General features: G+C 66.1%; 29 protein-coding genes and 2 tRNA genes. 12 read left to right on the top strand and 19 right to left on the bottom strand.

Annotation, left to right across the window (positions count from 1 at the left end; genetic code table 11):
- The gene (locus DMB37_RS28540; protein ID WP_107654668.1) at positions 1 to 438 is read left to right on the top strand and encodes a holo-ACP synthase; all 438 of its coding nucleotides are present in this window, start codon (positions 1 to 3) and stop codon (positions 436 to 438) included.
- Between the two features lie 86 nt (positions 439 to 524).
- On the opposite strand, the gene DMB37_RS28545 is transcribed toward DMB37_RS28540, so the two are convergent.
- Together DMB37_RS28545 and DMB37_RS28550 are read right to left on the bottom strand one after the other, a co-directional pair.
- Entirely contained in the window at positions 525 to 1,679 is a 1,155-nt protein-coding gene (locus DMB37_RS28545; RefSeq protein ID WP_135235312.1) for a CdaR family transcriptional regulator, read from the bottom strand.
- A 54-nt stretch (positions 1,680 to 1,733) separates the two neighbouring features.
- Positions 1,734 to 2,354 (bottom strand): TetR/AcrR family transcriptional regulator, encoded by a 621-nt coding sequence (locus DMB37_RS28550; protein WP_228542308.1) that lies wholly within the window; start codon positions 2,352 to 2,354, stop codon positions 1,734 to 1,736.
- A 242-nt stretch (positions 2,355 to 2,596) separates the two neighbouring features.
- Between DMB37_RS28550 and DMB37_RS28555 the strand changes: the two genes are divergently transcribed.
- On the top strand, positions 2,597 to 3,892 hold the full coding sequence (locus DMB37_RS28555) for a hypothetical protein (protein ID WP_135235313.1): 1,296 nt from the start codon (positions 2,597 to 2,599) through the stop codon (positions 3,890 to 3,892).
- A gap of 60 nt (positions 3,893 to 3,952) precedes the next feature.
- Here the strand turns inward: DMB37_RS28555 and DMB37_RS28560 are convergent, their stop codons facing one another.
- Together DMB37_RS28560 and DMB37_RS28565 are read right to left on the bottom strand one after the other, a co-directional pair.
- Complete coding sequence (locus DMB37_RS28560; RefSeq protein WP_135237876.1) at positions 3,953 to 4,717, bottom strand: ABC transporter permease; 765 nt, start codon at positions 4,715 to 4,717, stop codon at positions 3,953 to 3,955.
- 5 nt (positions 4,718 to 4,722) lie between these two features.
- Positions 4,723 to 5,679 (bottom strand): ATP-binding cassette domain-containing protein, encoded by a 957-nt coding sequence (locus DMB37_RS28565; protein ID WP_135235314.1) that lies wholly within the window; start codon positions 5,677 to 5,679, stop codon positions 4,723 to 4,725.
- A 99-nt stretch (positions 5,680 to 5,778) separates the two neighbouring features.
- Here DMB37_RS28565 and DMB37_RS28570 point away from each other — a divergent pair, with 99 nt between their 5' ends.
- Positions 5,779 to 6,525: a TetR/AcrR family transcriptional regulator gene (locus tag DMB37_RS28570; RefSeq protein WP_240771696.1), complete on the top strand. Its 747-nt coding sequence runs from the start codon at positions 5,779 to 5,781 to the stop codon at positions 6,523 to 6,525.
- Here the strand turns inward: DMB37_RS28570 and DMB37_RS41730 are convergent.
- The 4 genes from DMB37_RS41730 to bcp form a co-directional block, all read right to left on the bottom strand.
- Positions 6,522 to 6,650 (bottom strand): hypothetical protein, encoded by a 129-nt coding sequence (locus DMB37_RS41730; RefSeq protein ID WP_255508317.1) that lies wholly within the window; start codon positions 6,648 to 6,650, stop codon positions 6,522 to 6,524. The two genes, DMB37_RS28570 and DMB37_RS41730, sit on opposite strands and share 4 nt — an antisense overlap.
- Positions 6,651 to 6,659: 9 nt before the next feature.
- The gene (locus tag DMB37_RS28575) at positions 6,660 to 7,094 is read right to left on the bottom strand and encodes a hypothetical protein (protein WP_135235315.1); all 435 of its coding nucleotides are present in this window, start codon (positions 7,092 to 7,094) and stop codon (positions 6,660 to 6,662) included.
- Between the two features lie 15 nt (positions 7,095 to 7,109).
- Positions 7,110 to 7,499 (bottom strand): hypothetical protein, encoded by a 390-nt coding sequence (locus DMB37_RS28580; RefSeq protein ID WP_135235316.1) that lies wholly within the window; start codon positions 7,497 to 7,499, stop codon positions 7,110 to 7,112.
- Between the two features lie 281 nt (positions 7,500 to 7,780).
- Positions 7,781 to 8,254 carry a thioredoxin-dependent thiol peroxidase gene (gene bcp, locus DMB37_RS28585; protein ID WP_135235317.1) on the bottom strand — a complete coding sequence of 158 codons (474 nt, stop codon included), beginning with the start codon at positions 8,252 to 8,254 and terminating at the stop codon, positions 7,781 to 7,783.
- 243 nt (positions 8,255 to 8,497) lie between these two features.
- Between bcp and DMB37_RS28590 the strand changes: the two genes are divergently transcribed.
- Positions 8,498 to 8,719, top strand: coding sequence for a DUF3618 domain-containing protein (locus DMB37_RS28590; RefSeq protein WP_107654672.1), 222 nt, complete (start codon positions 8,498 to 8,500; stop codon positions 8,717 to 8,719).
- A 64-nt stretch (positions 8,720 to 8,783) separates the two neighbouring features.
- Here the strand turns inward: DMB37_RS28590 and DMB37_RS28595 are convergent, their stop codons facing one another.
- Together DMB37_RS28595 and DMB37_RS28600 are read right to left on the bottom strand one after the other, a co-directional pair.
- On the bottom strand, positions 8,784 to 9,080 hold the full coding sequence (locus DMB37_RS28595) for an excalibur calcium-binding domain-containing protein (protein WP_107654673.1): 297 nt from the start codon (positions 9,078 to 9,080) through the stop codon (positions 8,784 to 8,786).
- Between the two features lie 133 nt (positions 9,081 to 9,213).
- The gene (locus DMB37_RS28600; protein WP_135235318.1) at positions 9,214 to 10,191 is read right to left on the bottom strand and encodes a pirin family protein; all 978 of its coding nucleotides are present in this window, start codon (positions 10,189 to 10,191) and stop codon (positions 9,214 to 9,216) included.
- A gap of 62 nt (positions 10,192 to 10,253) precedes the next feature.
- Between DMB37_RS28600 and DMB37_RS28605 the strand changes: the two genes are divergently transcribed.
- Positions 10,254 to 10,721: a MarR family winged helix-turn-helix transcriptional regulator gene (locus DMB37_RS28605; RefSeq protein ID WP_135235319.1), complete on the top strand. Its 468-nt coding sequence runs from the start codon at positions 10,254 to 10,256 to the stop codon at positions 10,719 to 10,721.
- A 135-nt stretch (positions 10,722 to 10,856) separates the two neighbouring features.
- On the opposite strand, the gene DMB37_RS28610 is transcribed toward DMB37_RS28605, so the two are convergent.
- The 3 genes from DMB37_RS28610 to DMB37_RS28620 form a co-directional block, all read right to left on the bottom strand.
- Entirely contained in the window at positions 10,857 to 11,360 is a 504-nt protein-coding gene (locus DMB37_RS28610; RefSeq protein WP_135235320.1) for a DUF1992 domain-containing protein, read from the bottom strand.
- Positions 11,361 to 11,444: 84 nt separating this feature from the next.
- Positions 11,445 to 11,759 (bottom strand): hypothetical protein, encoded by a 315-nt coding sequence (locus DMB37_RS28615; RefSeq protein ID WP_135235321.1) that lies wholly within the window; start codon positions 11,757 to 11,759, stop codon positions 11,445 to 11,447.
- Positions 11,760 to 11,883: 124 nt separating this feature from the next.
- Positions 11,884 to 12,477, bottom strand: a complete 594-nt coding sequence (locus DMB37_RS28620) for a transglycosylase SLT domain-containing protein (RefSeq protein ID WP_135235322.1) — start codon at positions 12,475 to 12,477, stop codon at positions 11,884 to 11,886.
- A 753-nt stretch (positions 12,478 to 13,230) separates the two neighbouring features.
- On the opposite strand from DMB37_RS28620, the gene DMB37_RS28625 reads away from it, so the two are divergent.
- The 5 genes from DMB37_RS28625 to DMB37_RS28645 all read left to right on the top strand — a co-directional run bounded on the left by DMB37_RS28625 (position 13,231) and on the right by DMB37_RS28645 (position 17,178).
- Positions 13,231 to 13,590 (top strand): chitin binding peritrophin-A domain-containing protein, encoded by a 360-nt coding sequence (locus DMB37_RS28625; RefSeq protein ID WP_167768965.1) that lies wholly within the window; start codon positions 13,231 to 13,233, stop codon positions 13,588 to 13,590.
- A gap of 186 nt (positions 13,591 to 13,776) precedes the next feature.
- The gene (locus tag DMB37_RS28630) at positions 13,777 to 14,058 is read left to right on the top strand and encodes a polyprenyl synthetase (RefSeq protein WP_135235324.1); all 282 of its coding nucleotides are present in this window, start codon (positions 13,777 to 13,779) and stop codon (positions 14,056 to 14,058) included.
- Positions 14,021 to 15,097 carry a polyprenyl synthetase family protein gene (locus DMB37_RS28635; RefSeq protein WP_206055026.1) on the top strand — a complete coding sequence of 359 codons (1,077 nt, stop codon included), beginning with the start codon at positions 14,021 to 14,023 and terminating at the stop codon, positions 15,095 to 15,097. The genes DMB37_RS28630 and DMB37_RS28635 overlap by 38 nt, the downstream gene beginning before the upstream one ends.
- Before the next feature lie 34 nt (positions 15,098 to 15,131).
- On the top strand, positions 15,132 to 16,298 hold the full coding sequence (locus DMB37_RS28640; RefSeq protein ID WP_135235325.1) for an oxygenase MpaB family protein: 1,167 nt from the start codon (positions 15,132 to 15,134) through the stop codon (positions 16,296 to 16,298).
- A gap of 196 nt (positions 16,299 to 16,494) precedes the next feature.
- A complete protein-coding gene (locus DMB37_RS28645) occupies positions 16,495 to 17,178 on the top strand; it encodes a class I SAM-dependent methyltransferase (RefSeq protein WP_135235326.1) in 684 nt (227 codons plus the stop codon).
- A 12-nt stretch (positions 17,179 to 17,190) separates the two neighbouring features.
- Here DMB37_RS28645 and DMB37_RS28650 read toward each other — a convergent pair whose 3' ends face one another.
- Positions 17,191 to 18,108 (bottom strand): hypothetical protein, encoded by a 918-nt coding sequence (locus DMB37_RS28650; RefSeq protein WP_135235327.1) that lies wholly within the window; start codon positions 18,106 to 18,108, stop codon positions 17,191 to 17,193.
- 604 nt (positions 18,109 to 18,712) lie between these two features.
- On the opposite strand from DMB37_RS28650, the gene DMB37_RS28655 reads away from it, so the two are divergent.
- On the top strand, positions 18,713 to 20,086 hold the full coding sequence (locus DMB37_RS28655) for an FAD-binding oxidoreductase (protein ID WP_167768966.1): 1,374 nt from the start codon (positions 18,713 to 18,715) through the stop codon (positions 20,084 to 20,086).
- Positions 20,087 to 20,198: 112 nt separating this feature from the next.
- Here the strand turns inward: DMB37_RS28655 and DMB37_RS28660 are convergent, their stop codons facing one another.
- The 3 genes from DMB37_RS28660 to DMB37_RS28670 form a co-directional block, all read right to left on the bottom strand.
- Positions 20,199 to 20,981 (bottom strand): isoprenyl transferase, encoded by a 783-nt coding sequence (locus tag DMB37_RS28660; protein WP_135235329.1) that lies wholly within the window; start codon positions 20,979 to 20,981, stop codon positions 20,199 to 20,201.
- The gene (locus DMB37_RS42000; protein ID WP_135235330.1) at positions 20,863 to 21,324 is read right to left on the bottom strand and encodes an NUDIX domain-containing protein; all 462 of its coding nucleotides are present in this window, start codon (positions 21,322 to 21,324) and stop codon (positions 20,863 to 20,865) included. The genes DMB37_RS28660 and DMB37_RS42000 overlap by 119 nt, the downstream gene beginning before the upstream one ends.
- Before the next feature lie 42 nt (positions 21,325 to 21,366).
- Positions 21,367 to 21,439 (bottom strand) — tRNA-Lys (locus tag DMB37_RS28670).
- Between the two features lie 305 nt (positions 21,440 to 21,744).
- Here DMB37_RS28670 and DMB37_RS28675 point away from each other — a divergent pair.
- Positions 21,745 to 22,959 (top strand): Ig-like domain-containing protein, encoded by a 1,215-nt coding sequence (locus tag DMB37_RS28675; protein ID WP_135235331.1) that lies wholly within the window; start codon positions 21,745 to 21,747, stop codon positions 22,957 to 22,959.
- A gap of 128 nt (positions 22,960 to 23,087) precedes the next feature.
- Here the strand turns inward: DMB37_RS28675 and DMB37_RS28680 are convergent.
- Positions 23,088 to 23,160, bottom strand: a tRNA-His gene (locus DMB37_RS28680).
- Positions 23,161 to 23,215: 55 nt separating this feature from the next.
- Entirely contained in the window at positions 23,216 to 23,866 is a 651-nt protein-coding gene (gene orn, locus DMB37_RS28685; protein WP_135235332.1) for an oligoribonuclease, read from the bottom strand.
- Positions 23,867 to 23,976 lie beyond the last annotated feature (110 nt).

Consider the following 23,976-nt stretch of genomic DNA (forward strand, 5'->3'; position numbering starts at 1 on the left):
ATGACGATCCTCGGTATCGGCCTGGACTTGGTGACCATCTCCGAGTTCGCCGAACAGCTCGAACGCGCCGGAACCACCATGCTCCGGGAAAGTTTCACCGCGGGCGAGCGGCGCTACTGTCAGAGCAAGGGGACCGATCCGGCGCGTAGTTACGCGGTGCGCTGGGCGGCGAAGGAAGCGGTGATCAAGGCCTGGGCCTCATCTCGCTTCGCCCGCCGCCCACAGATCGGCGACAACCCGTACCCGCTGATCGAGGTGGTCAACGACGCGTGGGGCAGGCCGAGCATCAAGCTGCACGGCCTGGCCGCCGAATTCCTGCCTCGCGCAAGGGTTCACCTGTCGCTGACGCACGACGGCGACACCGCCGCCGCGATGGTGGTGCTGGAAGATCCGGGCGAACTGGTCGACCTGATCGAAGGCCGGGAAACGCCCGCCTGAGCGTCAAACCTGTACAGCCGCACACCAACTGATGTCCCGCAGCCGAAATTGCTTGCGGCCTACGACATCAGGAGGTGTGCGGCTTTTCAGCGTTCCCGGCTGAGGCGGCGACGCTGCAAAGCCCACCATGCTTCGAGGGCACGATCGGGGTCGGTGAGATCGAGACCGGTCAGGTCCTGGAAGCGGCGGAGGCGGTAGCGCACGGTGTTGGTGTGCAGGCCCATCTCCTTGGCGGTGTTGTCCACCCGCATGCCGTTGCCCAGATAGTGCGCGACGGTGTCGAGCAGCGCTGCGGCACTGTCGGTGCGGCCCAGCGGCGTGAGGTAGCGGCGGACGAGTTCGTCGCCGACCTCGGTATCGGCGAGCACCGCGGGCAGCAGCCCGAGATCGGCCAGCTCGTAGACGCCGGTGCGCTCGAAGGCCTCGGCGGTGGCCATGGCCCGGGTGGCGCTGCGAAACGACGGCTCCATCCGATCCAGCCGGGCGGGCGGGCCGATGCCGACCGCGGTCTCGATCTCCCTGGCGGGCATGTGGTCCACCACGCCGGCGATGTCGCCGTCGACGAGGGCGAGCAGGCCGTGCGGACGATCACCGGACGGTGTGTGCTCGAGCAGCCGCGCCACCTGGTCCGCGGGCAGTTCGGGGTGCGGGCGGGCGCGGATCGCGCGGTATTCGCGATCGGAATCCAAGCCGTATCGCTCGACCTGCACGCGGATCTCGGCAGGGCTGAGAGTGCCGGACAGGATGCCGCGGACCAGGTCGGCGCGGCGCTGCTGGTCGTGGCGGGTTCGTTCGAAATCGGCGTCGATATGGCCACGTGCCACCGCGAGGATCGCGGTATCGGTCAGCGCCAGCAATTCATTGGTCAGGCCGAGCAGCTGACTGTCGCCGATGCCGAGCCTGCGGCCCGTGGCGACCACCTGATCGATGGCGATCCGCACGGCCAGCCGCCAGCCGCGGAACATCTCGGTCACCGGAATCCCTTGGCGGCCCCGGGTTTCGCCGTGCAGGGTGAACACGGCGAGTTCGTCGGCGGTCAGCTCACGCCCCTCGGCGAGCACTCGCATCAGCTGATCGATGGTGCGGCGGGTGGACGGCGCCAGCGTCTCCGCGTCCAACTGCGCATAGGCCGGGATTTCCGCGCGCAGTCGCTTGATGGCCAGCGCGGTCAGTTCTGCGGACCGCGCGGACATCTGAGCAAACAGCACGCGGCGATTCGCCGACGGCCCTGGGCTGGACATACTCCTGGAGGATAGCCCTTGCTCCGGATTCAGCAACTGGTCGGCTATGTGGGCTCAGCGTCCGCTGGCCGAGCGGGATTCCTTCTCCGCGACCAGCAGATACGCCACCATCAGCCGCTTGAGCTCGGAGACCGCCTCGGCGTGGCTCTGCTCGTCCTGCACCGAGAAGTTCAGCATCGAGTAGACGACGTGCACCAGCACCTCGGCCATCATGGTGCGCCGCGCCCGCGGGGTGCGCGGCGTCAGTGGCCGCAGCATCTGCGAGACGACCTCGGCGAACTCCTTCTCGTGGATCGCGCCCGTCGCCCGCGTGGAGGGCGTGGATTGCATGGCGAGCCACACCTCGCGCCGGGACGGGTCGTTCATCCACAGATTCGCCAGATGGTCGACCAGCTGGTTCATGTGCCGCAGCCAGTCCAGCGACGGGATCTCGCCGTGGAAATCGGCGAGTTCCTGCGAAACGGCCACCAGGTCTTGCCGATTCAGTTCGCAGACGATGACGTACTTGTTGGCGAAGAATTGATACAGCGTGCCGATCGGCACCTCGGCGCGTGCCGCCACCTCTTCACAGGTGAACGATTCGAAGCCGACCTCGACGAGCAGCTCGCGCGACGCCTGCAACAGCGCATCGAACTTGCGTTTACTGCGCTCCTGCGTCGGCCGGCGCCGCGGCATGAGCTCCTGCGGGTCGTCCTGCAGCTCCAACGCAGGGTCCAGACGTTGGTGCTTCGACCTGGTCTCTGCGCGTACTTCCACGTATCCAGGCTAACGGTACGGACACACCCACGACACGCGCACGGCTTCTGCGTGTTCATCTTCTGTCCGATTTCACTACCCATCCAGATCGAATGTGGCGCCGAACACATACCGAGCGCGCGTGGCTTCTGACGCGCGAACGGACCAGGAGGGCGCGACCTGTGGTAGCTCGATCAGTGGTAACTCTCGGCGTTTCCACCGAACGTGGCGCCGTGCACGCGGTAGCTTTCGCCGACACCGGCGCACGGCTACCCGAGCGCGTGCTGCTGCATCGGGTGAAACGGACACTCGGTGACGGCAAAGCGGACTTGGCGGAAGCGGTCGAGACGGCGTTGGACGAACTCGCCGCCGAACTCGGCCAGGACCACGAGATCGTGGGCGCGGCCGTCACCTACCGGGACGCTGCCGAGCGGCGGGCCATCGTCACCAGGCTGGCGTCCGGGCAGTGGCACACGGCTTCCCTGGTGTCGGCCAAGTCCGCGCATCTCAGCGTGGCCGGAATGATGACCTGGCTCGACGAATTCGACGATCTGCTGATCTGCGAGGTGGTGCCCGGCCACCAGGCCTTCACCCTCGTCGACCGCGGCCGCCGCCGGGTGCTCGCCTCGATCAGCCAGGCGGGCGGCGCGACGGCGGACTCGATGGGCGCCGCCGTGACGGCCGCCTGGGACCAGTTCGAGGCGGCGGCGGTGCGGCCGGACGCGGTGGTGCTGATCGGTTCGGCCGCAGGCAAACCCGCGGTCATCGCGGCCGTGGACGCCTTCGGTGCGCCGGTGATCCCGTGCAAGACTTCGGCCGCCGCGTCTGCGGCCGGTGCCGCGCTGTATGCGATGGCGGACGTGGACGGCATCGGCGAGACGGAAGAACGGGTACGCCGGGTGCGTGGCGGTGCCGCGGTGTTCGCCGCGGCCAGCGTGCTCGCGGGCGGGCTGGTGGTCGGCGGTGTGTACGTCGCGGGCGGCTCGTCGCGGACGTTGCCGGGTGCGGTGGTGAAGGACGCGCACGTCACCGCCGAATCGAAGGTGGTCGTCAGCGGTTCCGGTGCGGACAAGCCCGACCGGATCCGGATCGACACCCCCCGGGTCGAGGGTCCGGTGCTGGACCGGCGCGCACCCGTCGTCGCGGCGGAGCCGGAGATAACGGTTATTACCCTCGATCCCGTCGAATCCGAGCCGCAGTACTCCGCCCAGTTGTGGGGGAGCACGCCGCAGGATCGCACGGAATCGCTGATCCCCGCCGAACCCGCGCGCGACTCCGAAGCCAAAGCCACGACGCCGCTGACCTCGGGCTCGGGCGTCCCGGCGGCCACCAACAAGGTCGGCGCCCCGAACGGGTCGCTGCTCTTCCCCGGCGAGTCACCGCCCCCTCCGGCGTTCACCGCGGAGTCGTATACCTGGTGGGACAACCACTTCCGGATGATGGTGCAGTGGGCGGCCCAGCAGATCATGTCCACCTGAGCCGAAACAGCCTGCGGCGTAAGGTCTGTCCCCAGCGGAATCGGACCTTACGCCGACAGGTCAGCTCTTTGTCCGGCGCCGGAACAGCGCGACCGCAGCGAGGTAGCCCGCCAGACCGATGCCCGCGCACCACAGCACGGCCAGCAGCGCGCTGTTGCCGATCGGGGTGCCCATCAGCAGACCCCGCAAGGTTTCGATCACCGGCGTGACCGGCTGGTTCTCGGCGAACCAGTGCAACCCGCTCGGCATCGACTGCGGCGGGACGAAAGCGCTGCTCACATACGGCAGGAACATGAAGAAGAAGGTGGACCCATTGGCGGCTTCGGGGTTCTTCGCGAGCAACCCGAGCGCGGCCGCGACCCAGGACAGCGCGAGGACGAACATCGCGATGATGCCGTAGGCGGCGAGCCAGCGCAGCGGGTCACCGGTCGGCCGGAAGCCGATCGCCACGGCCACCAGGATCACCAGCGTGGTGGTGATCAGATTGCGCAGCACGCTTTCCACCACGTGTCCGGTCAGCACCGACGACCGGGCAATGGCCATGCTGCGGAACCGATCGATGATGCCGTTGGTCAGATCGGTGGACAAGCTCACCGCGGTGGTGGCCGAACCGAAGCCGGCACACAGCAGAATGATGCCGGGCACCACATAGTCGATGTACGCGCCGCCGACGTTCATCGCGCCGCCGAACACGTAGGCGAACATCAGCAGGATCGCGATCGGCACCGCGACGGTCATCAGCATCGTGTCGGGACTGCGCACCGTGTGGCGCAGGTTGCGGCTCAGCATGGTGGCCGAATCCTGTACGGCCAGCCGGGTATTCATGATCGTCACAGCACTGCTGCTTTCTGCGTGGTGGGGTGCCCGGTGAGGGCGAAGAACACGTCGTCGAGGTCGGGGGTGTGGATGGTCAGCCCGTCGATGGTGATCGCCTGATCCTCGAACTGGTCGAGCAACTGTTTGAGCGTGCCGACGCTGCCGTCCGAGGGCACCTGCAGCGCCAACTGTTCGGCGTCGATCTCAGCGCCGGGCACCGCGCGGGACGCGGCGGCCAAGCCATGCTGGTCGGCGAAGCGCAGCTGGATGTGCCCGCCGGGGGCGAGCCGCTTCAAGTCGCCCGGCGTGCCCTCGGCCACGATCTTCCCGTTGTGCAGCACCGCGATTCGATCCGCCAGCTGATCGGCCTCCTCCAGGTATTGCGTGGTGAGGAAGATCGTCACGCCGTCGGCGACCAGGTTCCGGATCACCTGCCAGAGTTCACGGCGGCTGCGCGGATCCAGCCCGGTGGTCGGTTCGTCGAGGAAGATGATCCGCGGCGCACCCATCAGGCTCATGGCCAGATCGAGCCGTCGGCGCATGCCGCCGGAGTAGGTCGCGACGCGGGCGTCGGCGGCGCCGGTCAGGTCGAATCGGTCGAGTAGAGCGGCGGTGCGATCGGCGATCTGCTGCTTGTCCAGATGCAGCAGCCTGCCCATCAGCCGGAGATTCTCGGCACCGGTCAGCACGTCGTCCACCGCGGAGTACTGGCCGGTGACGCCGATGAGGCGGCGCACGGTGTCGGCCTCGTGCGCGAGATCGTGGCCGCCGACCCGGATCGCACCGCTGTCGGCACCGGTCAGTGTGGCCAGGATGCGCACCATCGTCGTCTTGCCCGCCCCGTTCGGGCCGAGCAGCGAAAAGACCGTGCCCGCCGCGACTTCCAGATCGATTCCGGCCAGCACCGTCTGGTCGCCGAAGGTTTTGGTCAACCCGCTGATGCTGACAGCGGGTGTAGATGGGACTGTCATGTGGTTCCTCGAGTCAAAACTGTGTATGGGTTAAACTTGGTTTAGACCGTACACAGTTTTTGGCCCGAGGGAAGAGGCAACGAGAAAAAGGGGTCGACAGTGGTGAACACGCCGGAGGCGGACAGCGGCGGGGCGGCGCGGGCCAAGTCCTTCGCCTTGATGTGGGGTCTGGACGAGCAGGGCACGCGGGGGCCGAAGCGCGGACTGAGTCTCGATCAGGTGATCGACGCGGCGATCGAGGTGGCCGATGCCGAAGGGGTCGCGGCACTGTCGATGGGGCGGGTCGCCAAGCGGCTCGGCTTCACCACCATGTCGCTCTACCGCTATGTGGACAGCAAGGACACCCTGCTCGTCCTGATCTCGGATCGCGCGCTCGGGTTACCGCCGGAGCTGCCGGTCGGCGTCGGGTGGCGGGCGGGCATCGAGGCATGGGCCGCAGGCGTATCCGAGTCGCTGCGACGGCACCCGTGGTTCGTGGATCTGCCGTTGGCCGCGCCGCCGACGGGGCCGTGCAATATGGCCTGGCTGGACGCGGGCCTGGGGATGTTCGCCGAAACCGCCGTGCCCGAGCCGATCAAACTGCAACTCGTCATGAATGTTTCGCTGTACCTGATCGGCCGGATGCGCGTCGCCAAGGAGCTGGCGGCGAGCGGGGACAACGCCGAGTACCCGGCCATGTTGAGCCGGGTACTCGACCCGCAGCGCTACCCAGCGCTGACGCGCGCCCTCGCCGCCCAGGTGTTCGACGATGACGACGTGGAGTGGGACGACGGGGGACTGCGGTTCGGTCTGGCCCGACTGCTGGACGGATACGAGCAGTTCGTCCGCTCCTTCGAGCAGCCCTAGACCGACAGATCGCGGCGCAGCTTGGCGACGTGACCGGTGGCCTTCACGTTGTACTGGACGCCACTTCGGACAACTCGGGTCGAGATGGTAAGCGCCTCGAAGCCGCCGAGGCCGACAAGCGCCACCGGCTCCGACTACGCCGCCGAATACTGATCGACCAGATATTGATAGGACTGAGCGTGCCTCGCATAGTCGAAAATCGGCCGCAAACCGATGGACACCGATCGATCGGCCACCCGCGAGTAGCCGTCGGCGTCCACCGCGAGGGCCTCAGCCACCGCCACGAGCAGCGCGTCGATCTCGTCGTCCGTTGCGTACACAGTTACGGTGCATTCGAACGGAACATTCGCCAGGTCGTAGTCATCCCCTCGTAGCCGCACTGCGGCTTCGGCCAGCTCGGAAACGGCCCCGAATCCGGTGACGCACGGAATGTGCTCCCCGACTCTGCGGACGCTGTCTTCCAGTAGCACTGCTACCGGATGAATCTCCTCACTCGACAACGACCCCGGACCTTCCGGGTCCGGCTTTCCCAACCCGACAGCAATTTGCCAGATAAACCGGTCGGTCATCGCTGCACCTCCTAATTATCGCTTCGAAGTGTGACTTTGGGTGCGGCAGTGCTTGAGTTTCATCCCCTTTTTCGCTGCCGCATCGTTCGCTTTGTCGTCGGCGTCGCTGATCGCGGCATCTTTCGACTTGCCCTTCCCCTCGAACTTGTGTGGTCCGTCGGCGCCCACCCGATCCATGTTCTCGAAGTAGCAGGACCGCACTACATAATGCGTCACTACGAACTCGAACCGAGGAGCGCCCTGTTCCGCTTCGAATGCGATCGCAGTGCCTACGTTTACGGCGCCAGGGAGGGCCGCCGAGCCGGGTGCCACGCTCGACTGCGCGGTGCCGGCCATGGCAACGGATACGAGAGCTGTAGCCGCCAATGCGGCACCTGTAGTCATAAACTTCTGGATGCGCTTCATGGTTTCTCCCCCGATTTCCTTCTGGTCATTGTCTTTCAGTCGGATCACTTCTTCAGACGTGACACGACGAAGTTCGGTTCCCAGCTGTGTGTGCCGTCACAATATTGTTCTGGACCGCAGATAATCGGAGAGGTGGAGGGTCGCCTCTGCGGACGTGTGGATGTCCGGCCTCCGCTGATGACTCCATGATGGCAACGGAATCGATTGGCAGAAGTTCGATTCGGAGTCCGGCCTGGAGCGGATGCTGGACGCTACGAGAGCTTCATCCGCTCCGTCGCAACCTAGACCGACAGATCGCGGCGCAGCTTGGCGACGTGACCGGTGGCCTTCACGTTGTACTGGGCGACCTCGATCTTGCCTGCCTCGTCCACCAGGAAGGTGGAGCGGATGACCCCGGTGACGGTCTTGCCGTACATGGTCTTCTCGCCGAACGCGCCCCACGCGGTGAGCACGGCCTTGTCCGGATCGGACAGCAGCGGGAAGGTGAGCTGCTCGGCGTCGCGGAACTTGGCCAGCTTCGCGGGCTTGTCCGGCGAGATGCCGAGCACGGTGATGCCCGCGCCGTCGAGTTCGGCCAGGTTGTCGCGGAAGTCGCAGGCCTGTTTGGTGCAGCCGGGGGTGCTGGCGGCGGGGTAGAAGTACACGATCACCTTGCGGCCGCGGTAGTCGGCGAGCGACACATCCTTGCCGTCGGCGTCGGGCAGCGTGAAATCGGGGGCGGTATCGCCGGGGGAGAGTCGTTGGTTGTCGGTCACGTCCTGCACGGTAACCGACGGCTCGGACACTCTGCGGATAGACGGAACGACACTGTGTGGACCGACAGAACCGCGCCGCGCACACCTCGGCTGCACTGTGCGGATCTATAGAACGCCGCGTGCCCCGGGTCGGCGCCGCGCGGACCGATACACTCGGCCGGGAGCTGAGGGTGACCCGCGAAGGCCGAACACGCACCGCGATTCGAGCCCCGGCGCGGCACATCAAACACAGGAGGCCTGAACGTGGCGAAGGATACCGAGCGGATCGAGCAGGAGATCGAGGCCGCGCGCACGCGGCTGGCGAGCACGCTCGACGAACTCGCGGTGCGCGCGGATCCGCAGCGGATCGCGAGCGACAGCAAGCAGATCGTGCTGCGGAAGCTGAACGAGCCCAAGGTGAAGTACAGCCTGATCGGCGCGGCCGTCGTGGTGGTCGGGCTGGTGCTGGTCAAGATCTTCCGCTGAGTCGGCGCCGAACAGCAGAACACCCGGTGTGCCTGGCACACCGGGTGTTCTTATTTCACGGGTATCAGACCGTGGGGCAGGCGAACCCGTCACCGTCCGGATCCAGGTGCGGGCCGTAGCCCGGTTCACCACGAAACAGTGGTGCCCGGTTGGCACGCTTGGCGTCTTCACAGTTGGCGAAGGCGCCGCCGGCCGAACCGGTCTGCGTCAGACCAGCCGAACCGGTTGCGGCCGAGCCGGTGTCGACGGCCGACGATCCGGTTCCGGAGGAACCTGAGGGAGGCTGAGCCAGCGCGGTCGGCGCCGCAAGGAGGGTCAGTCCCGCGACGGCAGCGCTGAGGGTAAGCCGGCGAACGTTCATGTATTCCTCTAAATAGTTGCTGCGATGGATAGGCGTCCGACCGGACGCCGCATCCACTGTTGTGACGCCTCGCCCGCTTGTCAACCGCGTCGCCCGAGAACTAGGGCATTAGGGGATGCCCTAGTCGTCGCGTTTACTCGCCCAGGCGACGGCCCGCCACGTGCTCGGCCGGGATGTTTCCCATGCGTCCTGCCTGGTAGTCGTCCATGGCCTGGATGATTTCGGCGCGAGTGTTCATCACGAAGGGTCCGTATTGCACGACGGGTTCCTTGATAGGTTGACCGCCGAGCAACAACACCTCCAAGTCGCCGGTCCGATTGTGTTGGCGCGCATCGGCACTCACCGTGATCGCGTCGCCGGGACCGAAGACGGCCAGCTGTCCCTCGCGCAGTGGCCTGCGTTCGGCACCGACCGTGCCGCTGCCGGACAGCACGTACGCCATCGCCGTGAAGTGTTGCGGCCACGGCGTTTCCAGCTGTCCGCCGGGGCTGATCGAGGCGTGGGCGTAGGCGATCGGGGTGTAGGTCGAGCCGGGGCCGTCGAAGCCGCCGACCGAACCCGCGATGAGCCGGACCAGCGCGCCGCCGTCGTGCGAGCTGACCAGGGTCAGTTCACCGGCGCGCAGATCCTGGTAGCGCGGTGCGGCGAACTTGAGCGCGCGCGGCAGGTTCACCCACAGTTGGATGCCGTGGAACCAGCCGCCCGCCATGACCAGCTGCTCGGTGGGCAGCTCGTCGTGCAGGATGCCGGAGCCCGCGGTCATCCACTGCGTGTCGCCTTCGCCGATCACGCCACCGCCGCCGTTGGAGTCGTGGTGCACCATGGCGCCGTCCATGACGTAGGTGACGGTCTCGAAGCCGCGGTGCGGATGCCACGGCGCGCCCTTCGCCTCGTGCGGCTCGTAGGCGACCAGGCCCATCTGGTCGAGCAGGATGAACGGGTCGGCGGTGCGCAGGTCCACGCTCGGGAACGGCCTGCGTACCTCGAACCCCGCACCCTCGCGCTGTTTCGGCGCGCTGACCACGGTGCGCACCGGGCGTTCGCGCATGGTGTCGGTGGGCTGGGGCAGGCGCGGCAGGATCATCAGGTCGGGGACGGTGATGGCGGGCATCGAAACCTCCTGGGAGGGGAGTTGGTGTCCATGTCAACCAAATGTGAGTAGACTTCATTCCCATGGAGTGGCTGAGTGACGACGAGCAGGCGACGTGGTCGGCCTACATCCGCCTGCGCCAGCGGCTGGACGCGGCGATCGCGGAGGGACTGACCCGAGATGGGCTGTCCGCGGCGGACTACGAACTGATGGTCGCGCTCTCGGCCGCACCGGGTGACTGCCTGCGGGCCAAGGATCTCGCGGCCGAGGTCTGCTGGGAGAAGAGCAGGTTGTCCAAGCATCTCGCCCGCATGGACGCGCGCGGGCTGGTCGACCGGCAGCCGGTGGCGGAGGACGCGCGCGGGGTGCTGGTCAAGCTCACGGCCGAAGGTCGCCGGTTACTCGAACACGCCGCCCCGAACCACGTCCGGCTGGTGCGTGAGGTCTTCATCGACTGCATCACGCCCGACGAAGCCCGAGCCCTCCAGTCCCTGTCCGACAAAGTACTTGTCGCAGTGGAGGAATCAACCCACGCCGCCCTGGGCGCGTGACTGCTTTCATGATCAGGGGGAATTGAGGTCGGCATTTCCCGAGAAGCAGTTACCCCTGATCTTGAAACGATCGCTCGGTGGCGGCTGCTGCGCTGAGCGGGTGGAATATTCGGCTGGCCCGGGGCGACTGTGAGGTCAGTTGCTCGGCGTGGCGTTGGGGTTGTGGAATAGGCGCCGCCACCATGGGGTGGTGTGGGGGGCTGGTTCGGGGGCGACCGCAGATGTGTCCGGCGGTCGCTTCGGCCTGCGCTCGGCGCGCCATTGCTCGACGATCTCCTCGGTATCGACCGGGGCGATGCGGACGTAAGGCCCGTGCGGCAAGCGCAGCCAGTCGACTACGCGCTTGTTGAGCTCGCGCACGGTCTCGCGGACCGCGCGCTCGGAGTTCAGTTCGCGCACAGTCTCGGGCAGTCGCTCGATATCCCGGCGCAGCAGCAGTGACGGTGGCAGGAGCGCGTCGCCGCTCACTCCTTCTTTACGGAGGTAGCCCTTCAGCCACCAGTTCTCGTCGTCGCTGCCGCGCGGAATCGGTTTGCCCGCACCGGGCAGATTCTCGAATTCACCGCGTGCTGTTGCCTCGCGGATCTGCTTGTCGATCCACGATTCGAAGTCCAGTTTCGCTGGTTTGCGCTCGGTCATCGCGTCACCTTTGACGGCGGGTGCATTGCCACCATGCTACCGAACGGGCCGGTGCGGACGCCTAAGCCGCTGTCCGGCAAGGGATCACGACCAGGGTGTGATCGGCGGCTTCACCCACAGCAGCTTGTCATCGGTGTGCTCGCGCCGCGCCGCCGGATGGCCGGGGTGCCTGGCGGCCCAGTCGTCCTTCTCGGTCAGCAACTGCGCCACTGTCGCCCAGGTCTCCTCGGTGCTCGGTGGGTTCGTGTCGGCCGCCCTGGCGAGCTTGCGCCGGGTCGCGGCGGGCATCGCCAGCAGTTCGGGTCCGGTGATGCCCAGGTGCCAGACGTAGCTCGCGAGGCGCCGGGCCTTCTCGGCGCGGCTCTTGGCCGCCGTGTCGCTGTGCGCGTAATCGGTCATCGCGGAAGTCCAAAGGTCGGTGGTGCACGACCCTATCCCGGCGGCGGGGCGGAATGCGACGACGCCTCCCTGCGGTCGAGCAGGGAAGCGTCAATGCGTGGGCCGGACGAGGCGGCGTCGTGGGTCAGTACGCGCCGTTGACGTTGTCCATCGAGCCGTACGTGCGCGCGGCGTAGTTGCAGGCGGCGACGATGTTGGCGACCGGGTCGTAGATGTCCCAGGAGGTGCCCTCGACGTGATACGCGCGGAAGGTCGGGTCGATCACCTGGAGCAGGCCCTTGGACGGGATGCCCGCGGCGGCGTTGGAGTCCCAGAGGTTGATCGCCTGCGGGTTACCGGTCGACTCGCGCATCACGTTGCGGAAGATGCCGTCGTAGCTGCCCGGGATGTTGTTGGCCGCCATGACGTCGAGGGCCTGGCGGATCCAGCCGTCGAGGTTGTCCGGGTAGCTGGGGGCCGGTGCGGGCAGCGGCGCCGGGATCGGCTCGGGCACGGGGATCGGGATCGGCAGCGGCGCGGGCATGGGTGCGGGGGCGGCGACGGGCTCGGCGGCCGGGTGCTGCTCCGCGACCATCGCGATGCGAGACGGGACGCTGTCGTCGGCCACCGAGACTGCGGAGGAGGCGGCAACGGCCACGACGCCTGCGGCGGCGATGGCAAAGGTCATGCCCTCGCGAAGCGTCGAGCGGCGGAGCGGGAAAAAGCGTCTGTCAGGCATGACGAAATCGGTTCCTTTGTCGGGGACAGGTTTCGATCCGGGCGCGCGCAGGCAGCACGGATCCAAGGCGGGCACGCGGTAAGCGCTCGCCGGTACGGCTGTGTGCTGTTGTCGGGTTTTGTTGTGGGGGACGCAGTGGTCCCCGGAACGCGACGGTTCAGTGGTGCGGTGCCGGGGCGCTCACTGCGAGCCCGGCCGCGATGTCGCGCGGGACTCCGCATCCTCGATGCGGAGAGAAAGACGGCCTCTCGGCGCGCCCATTCGGCGGAAGGTTGGGGTTAGCGGGTCCATTGCCGGATCCCGATCCGCCGACCGCGGCTGGCGTCGTGCCTGCCGTTGCGGTCGTTTTCCGAATGTGTGTGAACAACTCCTCGGTGTAACCAAACTCCAGGTCGCTTTATGACCTGATCGCAGAATGGTCACGCTAGGTGAACGCACAGTAAACGATTAGTGAATGGGAGATGCTACCGATCTTGGAACGCCTCCCTGGTAGTTGCCGAACCGTTACCTACGCAGGGAGTTTGCTGCTAAACCCAATGTGCGACACGTCACAGAAGTTTTCGGCTAACAAACCGGACATCTGCTGCCGGACCGGGAATTTCGTCCGGATTGAGAACGGTGAGACGTCGGCGCAAACGGCCAGATCACGGCGTTTCCGTCGGAAGATCCGATCCGGTCGGTCTGCGGAACCGAATACAGGGGAGCCGCTAGTCGCCGATGCCCCGCGACCGGGGAGACAGGGAACCGCCGTCCATGAAATCGAACAGCCTGGCGTGCCGCACCGGCGTCCTTGCCGCCGGGACCGTGCTCGCAGTGCTGCCACCCCTCGGCGTCGCTGCCATGACGCTCGGCACCATGGCCGCGGTGGATATGCCCGAGGGGACCGGGCGCGATATCGCCGCTCGGCAGTACGCGGTGGTGCCGATCGAGGCGCGCTCGGACTTCTGCGACGGCAAGAGTGCGGGGCACTACGTCGATCCGGCCGACCGAGCCGTGTTCTATCGGTGCGTGAGTTCCCGAACTCAACCCATGACGACGTATCAGTTCCGCTGTGCGGAGGGCGGGTGGTACGACGAGCGGCGGTTGGTTTGTGTGGGGCGTAGCCTCCGCTGAAAACTCCGGCGCTGAAGTGTTGCTCCGAACACCATGTGCGCAGCCGACATTCAAGAGGACAACTGGTTGTCCTGCGAATTTTCGGCACGTCACCGGGTCGCCGCTGCGACACTGGCGGTGCCGGACCTGTTCGGCGTTTCCGGGTCGCGGTGTGAGTGCCGTTCGGGTGGACAGGAGCGTGATCGCATGTCGCAGAGGTCGAATCAGCGCGGATCCCGGGGTGAGGACGCGGTACTCCTGGCGGCGGGGCTGGCGGATCTGGCGCTCAGCCGGGTAGGCCCGGTGGTGAACCGGGCACTGGGATTACTCCGGCGGTCCGACTTACCCGGCATGGCCGGCGAGGCGGAGAGCGATCTGAAAGCGCGTGGCCGGTTAGCGCTGGACCGGACCTCGCTGCTGCCGCCCGCCCACCTGGAGATCCTCGCGCAGCATGTCCGTGCGCGCGAAACCGGTTCCGGTGCGCCCTGATCGGCACGACGCCTGCGCTTTCAAGGCGCGCGTCGACGACATCCTGGAGGAGTTCGTCGGGCAGGAACGCGACCAGCTGCTCGCCATCGATCCGCGACTACGTCCGGTGGCCGATCAGCTGGTAGCGGCGAGCGCGCAGGGGAAACGGTTGCGGGCGGCGTTCTGCTATTGGGGTTGGCGCGCGGCCGGGCAACCGGACAGCAGTGCCTTCGTCCGGGCTGCTGCCGCACTGGAATTGGTGCACGCGGCGGCGAGTGTGCACGACGACATCATCGATGACAGTCCGCTGCGGCACGGCTTGCCCACCGCGCAGGTCGCCCTGCACGAACCGCTGCACAGCGCACCGGAATTCGCGCAGACCGGTAAGGCGCTCGCCATGCTGGTCGGCGATCTGCTGATGGCGTTGGCCGGGCAATTGTTCGTGACCAGTGGTCTGCCCGCGGCCTACCTGTCGCGGGCGCGCCCGCTGTGGGCGGTGCTGGCCCGGGAACTGATCGCCGGTGAGTGCCTCGAAATCCTCTGCACCGGTGCGGTTCCGGATGTGGCCGAGTCGCTGAAGGTGGTCCGGTACAAGACGGCCAAATACACCGTCGAACAACCGTTGCTCATCGGCGGCGCGCTCGGTGGCGCGAGCGATGCGCTGCGGAAAGCGTTCTCCGCGTACGGCTTACCGCTGGGCGAAGCCTTCCAGCTGCGCGACGATCTGCTCGGGCTCTTCGGCGACCAGGACCGTACCGGAAAGGCGAATCTCGATGATCTGCGCGCCCGCCGCCCCACCGCCCTGCTCGCCGAAACCTGGCACGCGGTCGACCGCCCGCAGCGCGAACAGCTGACCCGGCTACTGAAGCAGGGCGAACCCGACGAGGCCGTCCTCTGTGAAGTCCGCGACCTGATGATCCGGGTCGGCGCACCGGCGCGCATCGAGCAGATGATCACCGACCGAGTCGAGGAGGCCACGCACGCCCTGGCCGACGTGCCCGCACCCGCCGCCCGCGCGCTGACCGAACTGGCCACCGCCGCTACCGCGCGCCGCTACTGATCCACCCATTTCGCCACCGACACAAGGAGTCTCGATGAACCGGACACAAACGTCGATGGACGCGCTGCGCCTGCACGGTGACGAACTCGCCGATGCTACCGTGGCCACCCTGTTCGAGCGCGGGGAGGTGGGCAAGTTCAACACCCTGATGCGCTACGTCTCCACCGCCGGTTCGCCGCTGCCCGACGACCTGCCCGAGGTCGCCCGCGAGTACCTGCACACGACCGCCGCCCCGCCCGCCTGGGTGGACTGGGACGAGATGGAGAAGGCCAGGCTGTTCTTCATCGACAACAACGTGCACATCTCCACCGCGCTGTCCTTCGCCGCTATGCCCGCCTGTTACGTCATCCCGCAGGTCGCAAAGCTGTTGTCGGCCACCCACTCTCTGGAGTATCCGTCCAAACGGATGGCCGAGACCGGGCAGTTCACCGTCTACCTGATGCAGCCCGACGCCTTCGAAGCCGGCAGCCGTTTCATTCCCGCCGTGCAGAAGGTGCGGCTGCTGCACGCCGCGATCCGCCACCACCTCTCCCGCGAAAACCGCTGGGACACAGCAGAATGGGGGACGCCGATCTGCCAGGAGGACATGATCGGCGGCCAGCTGCTGTTCTCGATGCTGGTCTTGGACAGCCTGCACCGCTTGAACATCCACATGAGCGTCGACGGCGCCGAAGCCTACTTCTACGCTTGGCGCGTGGTCGGCGCGATGCTCGGCGTAGACCAGGAACACGCACCGAAAGACATCGAGTCCGCCCGAGAGTTCCTCGATCTCTACCTGATTCGACATATGGGGCCGAGCCAGGAAGGCGTGAACCTCACCCGCCAACTCATCGACCTCTACGAAGAGGTAGTCCCCGGCACCCTCTTCGACCCCGTCGTCTCCGCCCTCATCCGCTACCTCATCGGCGACACCTGCGCGGACTGGCTCGAGGTGCCACGCACCGCCTGGGACACCGCCATCAAAACCGTCCCCGCGTTACTCGGCATCCTCGAAACCATCGAAGACAGTTCCCCTTTGGGCGAATGGGCCCTCGACCGCCTCGGCCACCTCACCACCTGGTTCGAACTCAGCTCCCTCACCCGAGGCCGCGTCATGCAGTACGCCATCCCCGAAGAACTCAAACACGACTTCGGATTCGCGTCATCGGCCTCGCGCAGCAGCCGCTGGATCCCGCCGGACCCCACCTTCACCACCGGTTAGTGCCTGCAGAACCACCTTGGAATCACTGCTCGGCTGGGTGCCGGAACGGTGGTCCCCAGTCGGCGGCCTGAGCTGCGGGACGTTCTTGTTATGATTCCTCTCGCACCGGCCGGAGAGTGATTCCCGAGCCCGGAAGCAGATCCCATTCCCGAATGGGGCGCTTCCGGCTGCCCCGGTGCCTCTTGGAGTCCATCATATGGTTCAGGTCAGCCAATTAACCCTAGAAGAACTCGATGGTGCTGCTCCGTATACGCCCGGTCTACTACGTGTCTACGACCGTATTGTGTTGGGCATCAACAACAAGGTCGTCTGGCGTTGTGAGACAACGCATCTGCTGGACCAGTACTCGCGACTGTCGTCTGCGGTGCACCTGGATATCGGTCCTGGCACGGGGGACCTGCTCGAACGAGCGCCCCTCGGCGCCGCGCGGACTCCGGTAGTCGAGTTGGTGGACTTGTCTGTGCATGCACTCGAAGAAGCCTCCCGGCGCCTCCGGAAACGCGGAATCGAGGCCAGGGCGCATTATGGATCCGTGCTAGGCGAACTGCCTGTGAATCAGCGGTTCCGCTCGGTTGCGGCCAGTTTGCTGATGCATTGTTTGCCCGGCACATGGAGCGAGAAGGGGCGCGCGTTCCAGCGCGTTGCCGATGTGACCAGCGCCGACGGCGTGTTTTTCGGCGCCACAGTCCTGGCGGAGCCTTCAACGCCGCTGAGTAGGGCCGTCGACGGTTACTTCCGGGCGCACAAAGCCTTCGACAACGCGCGCGACGATCTCGATGGGCTGCGCTACGCCCTCGATCGAGCGTGGTCGGACGTGTCGGTTACCAGGGTGGGCCAGACCGCGCTGTGGACTGCGCGTGGCCCGCGCCGTAGTACCTAGCAGTGGCGGCGGTCAAGCCGCGGACTCGCTGTCAACGGGTCGGATAACGATCGCGGCCGGCCGAACGGGTTTGTGCTGCACGCTCGGCAGTGGCCACGCGCTGGCCTGGTACCGGCGGCCGTTGATCGTCACAATCGCTTCGACGCTGGTTTCCGGTCCGGAAACGATCCGCGCGATCTGCAGCTCATCCAGCAGGTTGGCAATGTTGCTGTCGCATAGTTCTTCACGCAGCACCCCCTCTGTGTGCAGGGTGACCCGGCGTTCTGCATCGACCAGGATGAGCGAAGACCGGGTGAACTGGACTATGTGCCGCAACGTGGATACGACCGGCTCGGGACGTCGGGCCAGTTGCAAACTCATTCCGTAGACGGATCGCTCGGTCGGGCCGACGCCGGCGTGCGCGGCACTCCAGAAATGCATCCAGTCAGGGGCGCCCGGCGGCTGAATCGACCAAATCGCCTCGGCCGCAAGGTTTTGGGTACCTGTCGCGGCATCCCAATACAACGCGAGAAACTTCGGCACATCGTCCGCATTCGCGTATCGCAGCAGGTCGTGGATGGGTCGCGGTTCGCCGACTTTGCGGTCGGTGCCCAGGATTGCGAGGTTGTCTCCGGCGCTGCTGGTGGTGACCGCATCGAGATCAAGAATCCAGCTGTTGTAGACCGGCCGAGGCGTGACCGCGCCCGGCGCCAACCACACGACCAGACCGATGGGCTCGCCATCGGGCGCGGTGACCCAGTGTGCGCGTAACGCGATCCCAGCATCGTCGGCCGCTCGGTCCTCGTACGGGCCGTCGAAGAGATCAGCGACCATTTCGGTCCAGAACTGCTCGCCTTCGAGATCGAACCCGAGGATGTTGGCGCACCTCGTCAGCACCCTCGCGACGCGTTCTCCATCGGCGGAGTGCACCACGATGTCGCTGCGGCTCAATCGGGAGTGCTCCCCGCTGCGTCGAAGCCGGGTCTCGCGCCGCATCCGAGTCGCGATGACATCGCACCCAATCCACACCCCTGGTACCCGCATGCCGAGAGCCTAGCGACTCCGGCCAACACGCAAACGCTTCGTGGTCAGACCAAAAACGATACCGAAACCCTCAGTGCAGCATCTGAGTTCAAGACGGCACTGCAAACCCCGGTGTCGTCCGCCTACGGCACCGGCCGACGGGAGCGCGGCGAGGAGCCCACCAAGGCTTTACGCGGTCCTGGACCAGAATTTCGGTGAAGTGCCGGCCACCGGCTTGTCGCCGATCGAGTAATTGCGGTCCATCCACAGGTGTCGCCGCACCGAATCATCTCTGTTCGAACAACGAGGCACCGGCCGCGCGTCGCTTCGCTGTCGTCGGATGGTCTCGGGATCGGTCGCAACTAGGAGGACAAGCTGTGCTCGCTGCGTGGACAGGTGCACTCTCACCGCTGATTGCTGGACTGCACACGGGGACGAAGGGCCGGGCGGCGTGACTGACTCCGCGGAAGCGACAGGTCTCCTTGCATCAGGATTTTCGCGTCGCTCGCTGATCCGCGGTGCGGGTGGCCTCGTGGCCGCCGCGGCCGCGGGAACGCTGTCCTCGGGGACTGCGGCGGCAACCGTGGACTCCACGGCATGGACCGGGCTGCGCAGTCGATTGCGTGGCACGCTCGTGCTGCCCGAGGACCGCGAATACGCTGCGGTGAAAGCGCTTTTCGACCGGCGGTTCGACGGCAACGCACCACTCGGAGTGGTCGAGGTGGCGCAGCCGCAGGACGTACAAGCGGCGGTGTCCTTCGCGCGGGACCACGGCCTGCCCATCGCCGCCAGATCGGGTGGCCACTCGTTTGTCGGCGCGTCCGCCTCCACCGGTGCACTGGTGATCGACGTACGCGGACTCGACCACATCACCGTCGACGCCGACCAGGTTACCGTCGGTGCCGGGGTGACCAGTCTCGCTGCGGTGACCCAACTGGCCGAGTCGGACTTGGCGCTGCCGATCGGTGTCTGTGCCGACGTCGGGCTCACCGGTCTGACGGTCGGCGGCGGTCTCGGGGCCGATGCGCGCCGCTATGGCATGACCTGCGACCGGCTGGTCGCGGCCGAACTCGTGCTGCCGAACGGCGAAGCGATACGAGCCGACGCGACCACCGCGCCGGACCTGTTCTGGGCACTGCGCGGTGCCGGCGGCACTACCGGCATCCTCACCTCCTTGACCTACCGCACCATCCCTGCGACGGCGAAAGACATGGTGCGACTGACTTTTCCGGGTGACAAGGCAGCCAGCGTGCTCAACGGCTGGGCGCAGTGGATGCCCACGGCCGATCGTGGCGTGTATGCCAGCGTCCTCATCTCGGCGGACGACGGACTTCAATGTCTGGTCCGGATGGTGTGCCCGGCAGGTACCGGAGCCGCAGTGGCCGCCGACCTGAGCGCCGCGGCCGGAATCGAGCCGTCCGCAGTAGACCATCGCACGCTGGAGTACTTGGCCGCCGTACACGACCTCGACAGTGGGCGGCCGCGTCCGGGATCGATCAGGGTCGCCGGCTCCGACGTCGTTGCCCAGCTTTCGCCGGCCGCTGTCGACACCATCGTCGATGTCATCGCCGCCCGTTCGGACAGTGGCGGATCGGGTGTGGTTGTGGTCGAACCGCTCGACGGCGCCATCCAGGACACCGCTCCCGACGCCACTGCTTTCCCCTGGCGTGCGCACGCCGCAGCATTGGAGTGGGTAGTCCGGACCCCCAACCCGGTCGACGAAGCCCATAACTGGATCCTCAGCGCAAACCGCGCCGTAGCCCCCTTCTCCTCCGGCGGGTACCTCAACCACGTGCAACCCACCGACACGGTGCAGCGCTGCTTCGCACACAACTTCCCCCGAGTGCAGTTCGTTCGCCAGACCACAGACCCGGACCGTCGGCTGCGGTGGGGGATCAACGGGTAGTGACCGGCCGCTATGGCACAACTACGCGATCGGCGCGCCGGTCACCCGGTCGCTGATCGCCTGAACCGCGGGACCAGGCGTCGGACTTATTCGTCCAGGTGGTCAGCCCGGCTCACTTGCCGAATCGTCGCTGACGACTTGCATACGATCGCAGTGCACGCAAAAAGTCGATACGGCGGAAGGCCGGCCAGTAGCAGTCCAGCCAGTGCATCTCGGCATAGGCCGACTGCCACAGCAGAAAGCCTGATAGCCGCTGCTCCCCTGAGGTGCGGATGATGAAGTCGGTGTTCTCGCCATTGGGTGAGTAGAGGTGCTGTGAGATGTCATCGACATCGAATTGCTCGATCAGCTCGAGCAGGTCGCCGCCGTCCGCGACGCGTTGCCGGAACGCGCGCTTCACTGCGTCCACGATCTCGCGGCGGCCGCCGTACCCGACCGCGACGTCGACCCTGGGGCCGCCACGTCCGACCGTTTCGGCGACCGCTTCCTTGAGCACTCGAGCCGTGTCACCGGGAAGTAGGTCGAGTGATCCGATCACCTGGACTTCCCAATCCCTGTTGGTGGCGGTGATGTCTCGAATGGTTGCTTCGATGATCTCGATCAGCGGCTCGAGCTCCGCTGCCGGGCGGCTGAGATTGTCGTCGGACAGCATGAAGAGGGTCACGTGCGCGATGCCGGCGGCGGTGCTCCATTCGAGGAACTCCGTGACCTTGGCCCCGCCGGCCCGATATCCCTCCCGGACATCGTCGTGGCCGGCCTCTCTCGCCCAGCGGCGATTACCGTCGAGCACGACGCCGATGTGCTGTGGTCTCGGCAGTCCGCTCAGCGTCGTAGCCAGCCGACGCTCGTAGATGGCCTCCAGCGGCTGACGCAAGAACAAGGGCAGAAGTCTCATCAACTCTTCTTAGGTGAGGGTTCGTCACGGCACCTGGAACCGGGGCAGTATATCGGGCCGCCGCATCGGACCCTGTTCCTTCCTTGAACTCCTGGACCACGGTTTCCCGCGGGTGTTCGCCGTGCTCTAACCGGCCACCTGGCAGCATCCAACGTCCGTGGTCATCCTTCGACGAGGAACCGAGTCGGACCATGTGCACGCGGTCCGAAGCCAGCACGAGTCCGTAGGAAGCGGATCTTTGTATGGCTCGTCTCCCGCGTTGGCGCGCTTCGCTGGTGAGCGCCGAACTGCGGGATGAGTACGAGACCACGGCTACGTCGGAACGAGCGAACTCAACCGACATGAGAAAAGCCCCGGTAATGGATCTGCCAGGGCTTTGGATATGTGCGCCATCAGGGACTCGAACCCCGAACCCGCTGATTAAGAGTCAGCTGCTCTGCCAATTGAGCTAATGGCGCTTGCTCCGTGTTCCGGTGCGGGACAAACCTTAACAGGCCGAGGCGGCAGATGTGAAATCGCCTCCTGAGCGGGGGCGATGACGGTTCGGTCGCGGGTGTTAACACCGAACCGGACAGTTCGGATCTATCCGGTGTAACACGTCTGTGTCGGCGCGGGATTCGCGTTGGTGCGAGCGTCTCGGACTGGCAGAATGGCCGAACGTGGTCTCGACCGCTCCGCAGGCACGGCGGGTTGAGCTGTAGGCGGTTGGGATCCGAAGCCATCGGTGTGCTTCTGATGCACCGAGACTTGAAACGGGGTTGGAATGAGCGTTGGTCATGGTCGGCGTCGGTGGATACGACATATCACCGCACCTCTCGCCGTATTCGCGGTGGCCGCGTCGGTGTTATCGGGGTGCTCTGCATCGGACTCGGCGGATTCGTCGTCGATCGCCATCGACCGGAACCCGCTGGTCGAGCTGATCAAGCCGAAGCTGTTGTCGCCGATCAAGGACGGCGAGATGGGGGTCTCGCCGGGTGTGCCGCTGGCCTTCCAGGTCGAGGACGGGAAGCTCACCAACGTGACACTGGTGAATGCGCAGGGTAAGCCGGTGAACGGCAGGCTGGCCGCCGACGGCCGGTCCTGGGAGACCACCGAGGTGCTCGGCTACGGCAAGGTATATCGCTTGAAGGCGGACGCGATCGGCCTCGGCGGCGCCAGCTCCACCACGCTCAGCTTCACCACCAGCTCCCCGGACAGCCAGACCAAGCCGTATCTGCTGCCTGGCGAGGGCGAGGTGGTCGGCATCGGCCAGCCGGTGGCGATCCAGTTCGACGAGACGATTCCGGACCGTAAGGCCGCCCAGGATGCGATCAAAATCACTACCGAGCCGCCGGTGGAGGGCGCGTTCTACTGGGTGAACAACCGCGAGGTGCGGTGGCGTCCGGAGAATTTCTGGGCGCCGGGGACCAAGGTCACGATCGACGTGAATGTGTATGGCCGTGATCTCGGCGACGGTCTGTACGGCCAGGACAACATCCACTCGTACTTCACCATCGGCGATGCGGTGATCTTCACCGCGGACGACAACACCAAGCAGGTGGTGGTCGAGAAGAACGGTGAGGTCGTCCGAACCATGCCGACCTCGATGGGTAAGAACAGCACGCCCACCGACAACGGCATCTACATCGTCAGCGATCGGCACGAGAAGATCATCATGGATTCCTCGACCTACGGTGTGGCGGTGAACTCGCCGGACGGGTACAAGACGCCGGTCGACTTCGCGACGCGAATCTCCTACAGCGGCATCTTCTTCCACTCGGCGCCGTGGTCGGTCGGGCAGCAGGGTTACAGCAACACCAGCCACGGGTGTCTGAACCTGAGCCCGGCGAACGCGCAGTGGGTGTATCAGAACGCCAAGCGTGGTGACATCACCATCATCAAGAACACCGTCGGCGGAACGTTGTCCGGCGTAGACGGTTTGGGGGACTGGAACATCCCGTGGCCGGTGTGGAAGGCGGGTAACGCCGACCCGCGTTGAACCGTAACGTCAACGGGCCATCAGCAGTAGCTGGTGGCCCGTTCGTCGTGTGCGGGCACGAGCTGGACGGGTGCCGGGCAAAAGAAAAGGCCCGGGTTGGAGATTTCTCTCCAACCCGGGCCTCTCAGGGTGACCGACGGGACTCGAACCCGCGACAGCCAGGATCACAACCTGGTGCTCTACCAACTGAACTACGGTCACCATCACCGGATGAACACCGGCGCCGTCGATATTAGCGTGTCACCCCTTCGTCTCCCTAATCGGTTTCCGACGAGGCGTTGACCTGGGCCGATTCGGCGGGTCCCGCGGCGCTGCCGATCTCGGCGGCGATCGCGGCGATCTCCGTGGTGGACGGCCCGGGGGGTGCGACGAACGCGGTCCGGCGGTAGTACTCCAGCTCGCGGATGGATTCCTTGATGTCGGCCAGTGCGCGGTGGGCCAGGCCCTTCTCCGGCTGACCGAAGTAGATGCGGGGGTACCAGCGGCGGCACAACTCCTTGATCGAGCTCACGTCGATCATCCGGTAGTGCAGGTGGGCGTCCAGCGTGGGCATGTCCCGGGCGATGAAGCCGCGGTCGGTAGCGATCGAGTTACCGGCCAGCGGCACGGTGCGCGGCGTGGGCACGTACTGGCGGATGTAGTCAAGCACCTGCTGCTCGGCCTCGGCCATGGTGACCGTGGAGCGGCGCACCTCTTCGGTCAGCCCGGAACGGGCATGCATGTCGACGACCACCGCGGGCATGGCGGCCAGCGCCGCGTCATCGGCGTGGATCACCACGTCCACACCCTCACCGAGGATGTTGAGTTCGCTATCGGTCACGAGCGCGGCCACCTCGATCAGCTTGTCGCTGTCCAGGCGCAGGCCCGTCATCTCGCAATCCATCCACACCACGTATTTATCTGACACGGCAGCAACATTAGCTGTGTCGTTTTTGCAGCGCCTGCGGCGCCGCGCGAACGGGCCGTTCGAGGGAGAAGTCTGCTCCGTCGCAGGGAGGTGAGACCACTGGACGGTCC

This window comes from Nocardia sp. CS682 (assembly GCF_004634405.1).
Taxonomy (GTDB): domain Bacteria; phylum Actinomycetota; class Actinomycetes; order Mycobacteriales; family Mycobacteriaceae; genus Nocardia; species Nocardia ninae.

What these genes read in the sequence shown, in the direction of transcription:
- DMB37_RS28580 (WP_135235316.1), bottom strand. Translation starts at nt 7,499, where the DNA reads ATGAAGCGCATCCAGAAGTTTATGACTACAGGTGCCGCATTGGCGGCT.
- DMB37_RS28640 (WP_135235325.1), top strand. Translation starts at nt 15,132, where the DNA reads ATGAACCGGACACAAACGTCGATGGACGCGCTGCGCCTGCACGGTGAC.
- DMB37_RS28605 (WP_135235319.1), top strand. Translation starts at nt 10,254, where the DNA reads ATGGAGTGGCTGAGTGACGACGAGCAGGCGACGTGGTCGGCCTACATC.
- DMB37_RS28630 (WP_135235324.1), top strand. Translation starts at nt 13,777, where the DNA reads ATGTCGCAGAGGTCGAATCAGCGCGGATCCCGGGGTGAGGACGCGGTA.
- DMB37_RS28645 (WP_135235326.1), top strand. Translation starts at nt 16,495, where the DNA reads ATGGTTCAGGTCAGCCAATTAACCCTAGAAGAACTCGATGGTGCTGCT.
- DMB37_RS28565 (WP_135235314.1), bottom strand. Translation starts at nt 5,679, where the DNA reads ATGACAGTCCCATCTACACCCGCTGTCAGCATCAGCGGGTTGACCAAA.
- DMB37_RS28600 (WP_135235318.1), bottom strand. Translation starts at nt 10,191, where the DNA reads ATGCCCGCCATCACCGTCCCCGACCTGATGATCCTGCCGCGCCTGCCC.
- DMB37_RS28575 (WP_135235315.1), bottom strand. Translation starts at nt 7,094, where the DNA reads ATGACCGACCGGTTTATCTGGCAAATTGCTGTCGGGTTGGGAAAGCCG.
- DMB37_RS28660 (WP_135235329.1), bottom strand. Translation starts at nt 20,981, where the DNA reads ATGAGACTTCTGCCCTTGTTCTTGCGTCAGCCGCTGGAGGCCATCTAC.
- DMB37_RS28545 (WP_135235312.1), bottom strand. Translation starts at nt 1,679, where the DNA reads ATGTCCAGCCCAGGGCCGTCGGCGAATCGCCGCGTGCTGTTTGCTCAG.
- DMB37_RS28615 (WP_135235321.1), bottom strand. Translation starts at nt 11,759, where the DNA reads ATGACCGATTACGCGCACAGCGACACGGCGGCCAAGAGCCGCGCCGAG.
- DMB37_RS42000 (WP_135235330.1), bottom strand. Translation starts at nt 21,324, where the DNA reads ATGTCGGTTGAGTTCGCTCGTTCCGACGTAGCCGTGGTCTCGTACTCA.
- DMB37_RS28560 (WP_135237876.1), bottom strand. Translation starts at nt 4,717, where the DNA reads ATGAATACCCGGCTGGCCGTACAGGATTCGGCCACCATGCTGAGCCGC.
- DMB37_RS28540 (WP_107654668.1), top strand. Translation starts at nt 1, where the DNA reads ATGACGATCCTCGGTATCGGCCTGGACTTGGTGACCATCTCCGAGTTC.
- DMB37_RS28595 (WP_107654673.1), bottom strand. Translation starts at nt 9,080, where the DNA reads ATGAACGTTCGCCGGCTTACCCTCAGCGCTGCCGTCGCGGGACTGACC.
- DMB37_RS28675 (WP_135235331.1), top strand. Translation starts at nt 21,745, where the DNA reads ATGAGCGTTGGTCATGGTCGGCGTCGGTGGATACGACATATCACCGCA.
- DMB37_RS28610 (WP_135235320.1), bottom strand. Translation starts at nt 11,360, where the DNA reads ATGACCGAGCGCAAACCAGCGAAACTGGACTTCGAATCGTGGATCGAC.
- DMB37_RS28625 (WP_167768965.1), top strand. Translation starts at nt 13,231, where the DNA reads ATGAAATCGAACAGCCTGGCGTGCCGCACCGGCGTCCTTGCCGCCGGG.
- DMB37_RS28550 (WP_228542308.1), bottom strand. Translation starts at nt 2,354, where the DNA reads ATGCCGCGGCGCCGGCCGACGCAGGAGCGCAGTAAACGCAAGTTCGAT.
- DMB37_RS28620 (WP_135235322.1), bottom strand. Translation starts at nt 12,477, where the DNA reads ATGCCTGACAGACGCTTTTTCCCGCTCCGCCGCTCGACGCTTCGCGAG.
- DMB37_RS28635 (WP_206055026.1), top strand. Translation starts at nt 14,021, where the DNA reads ATGTCCGTGCGCGCGAAACCGGTTCCGGTGCGCCCTGATCGGCACGAC.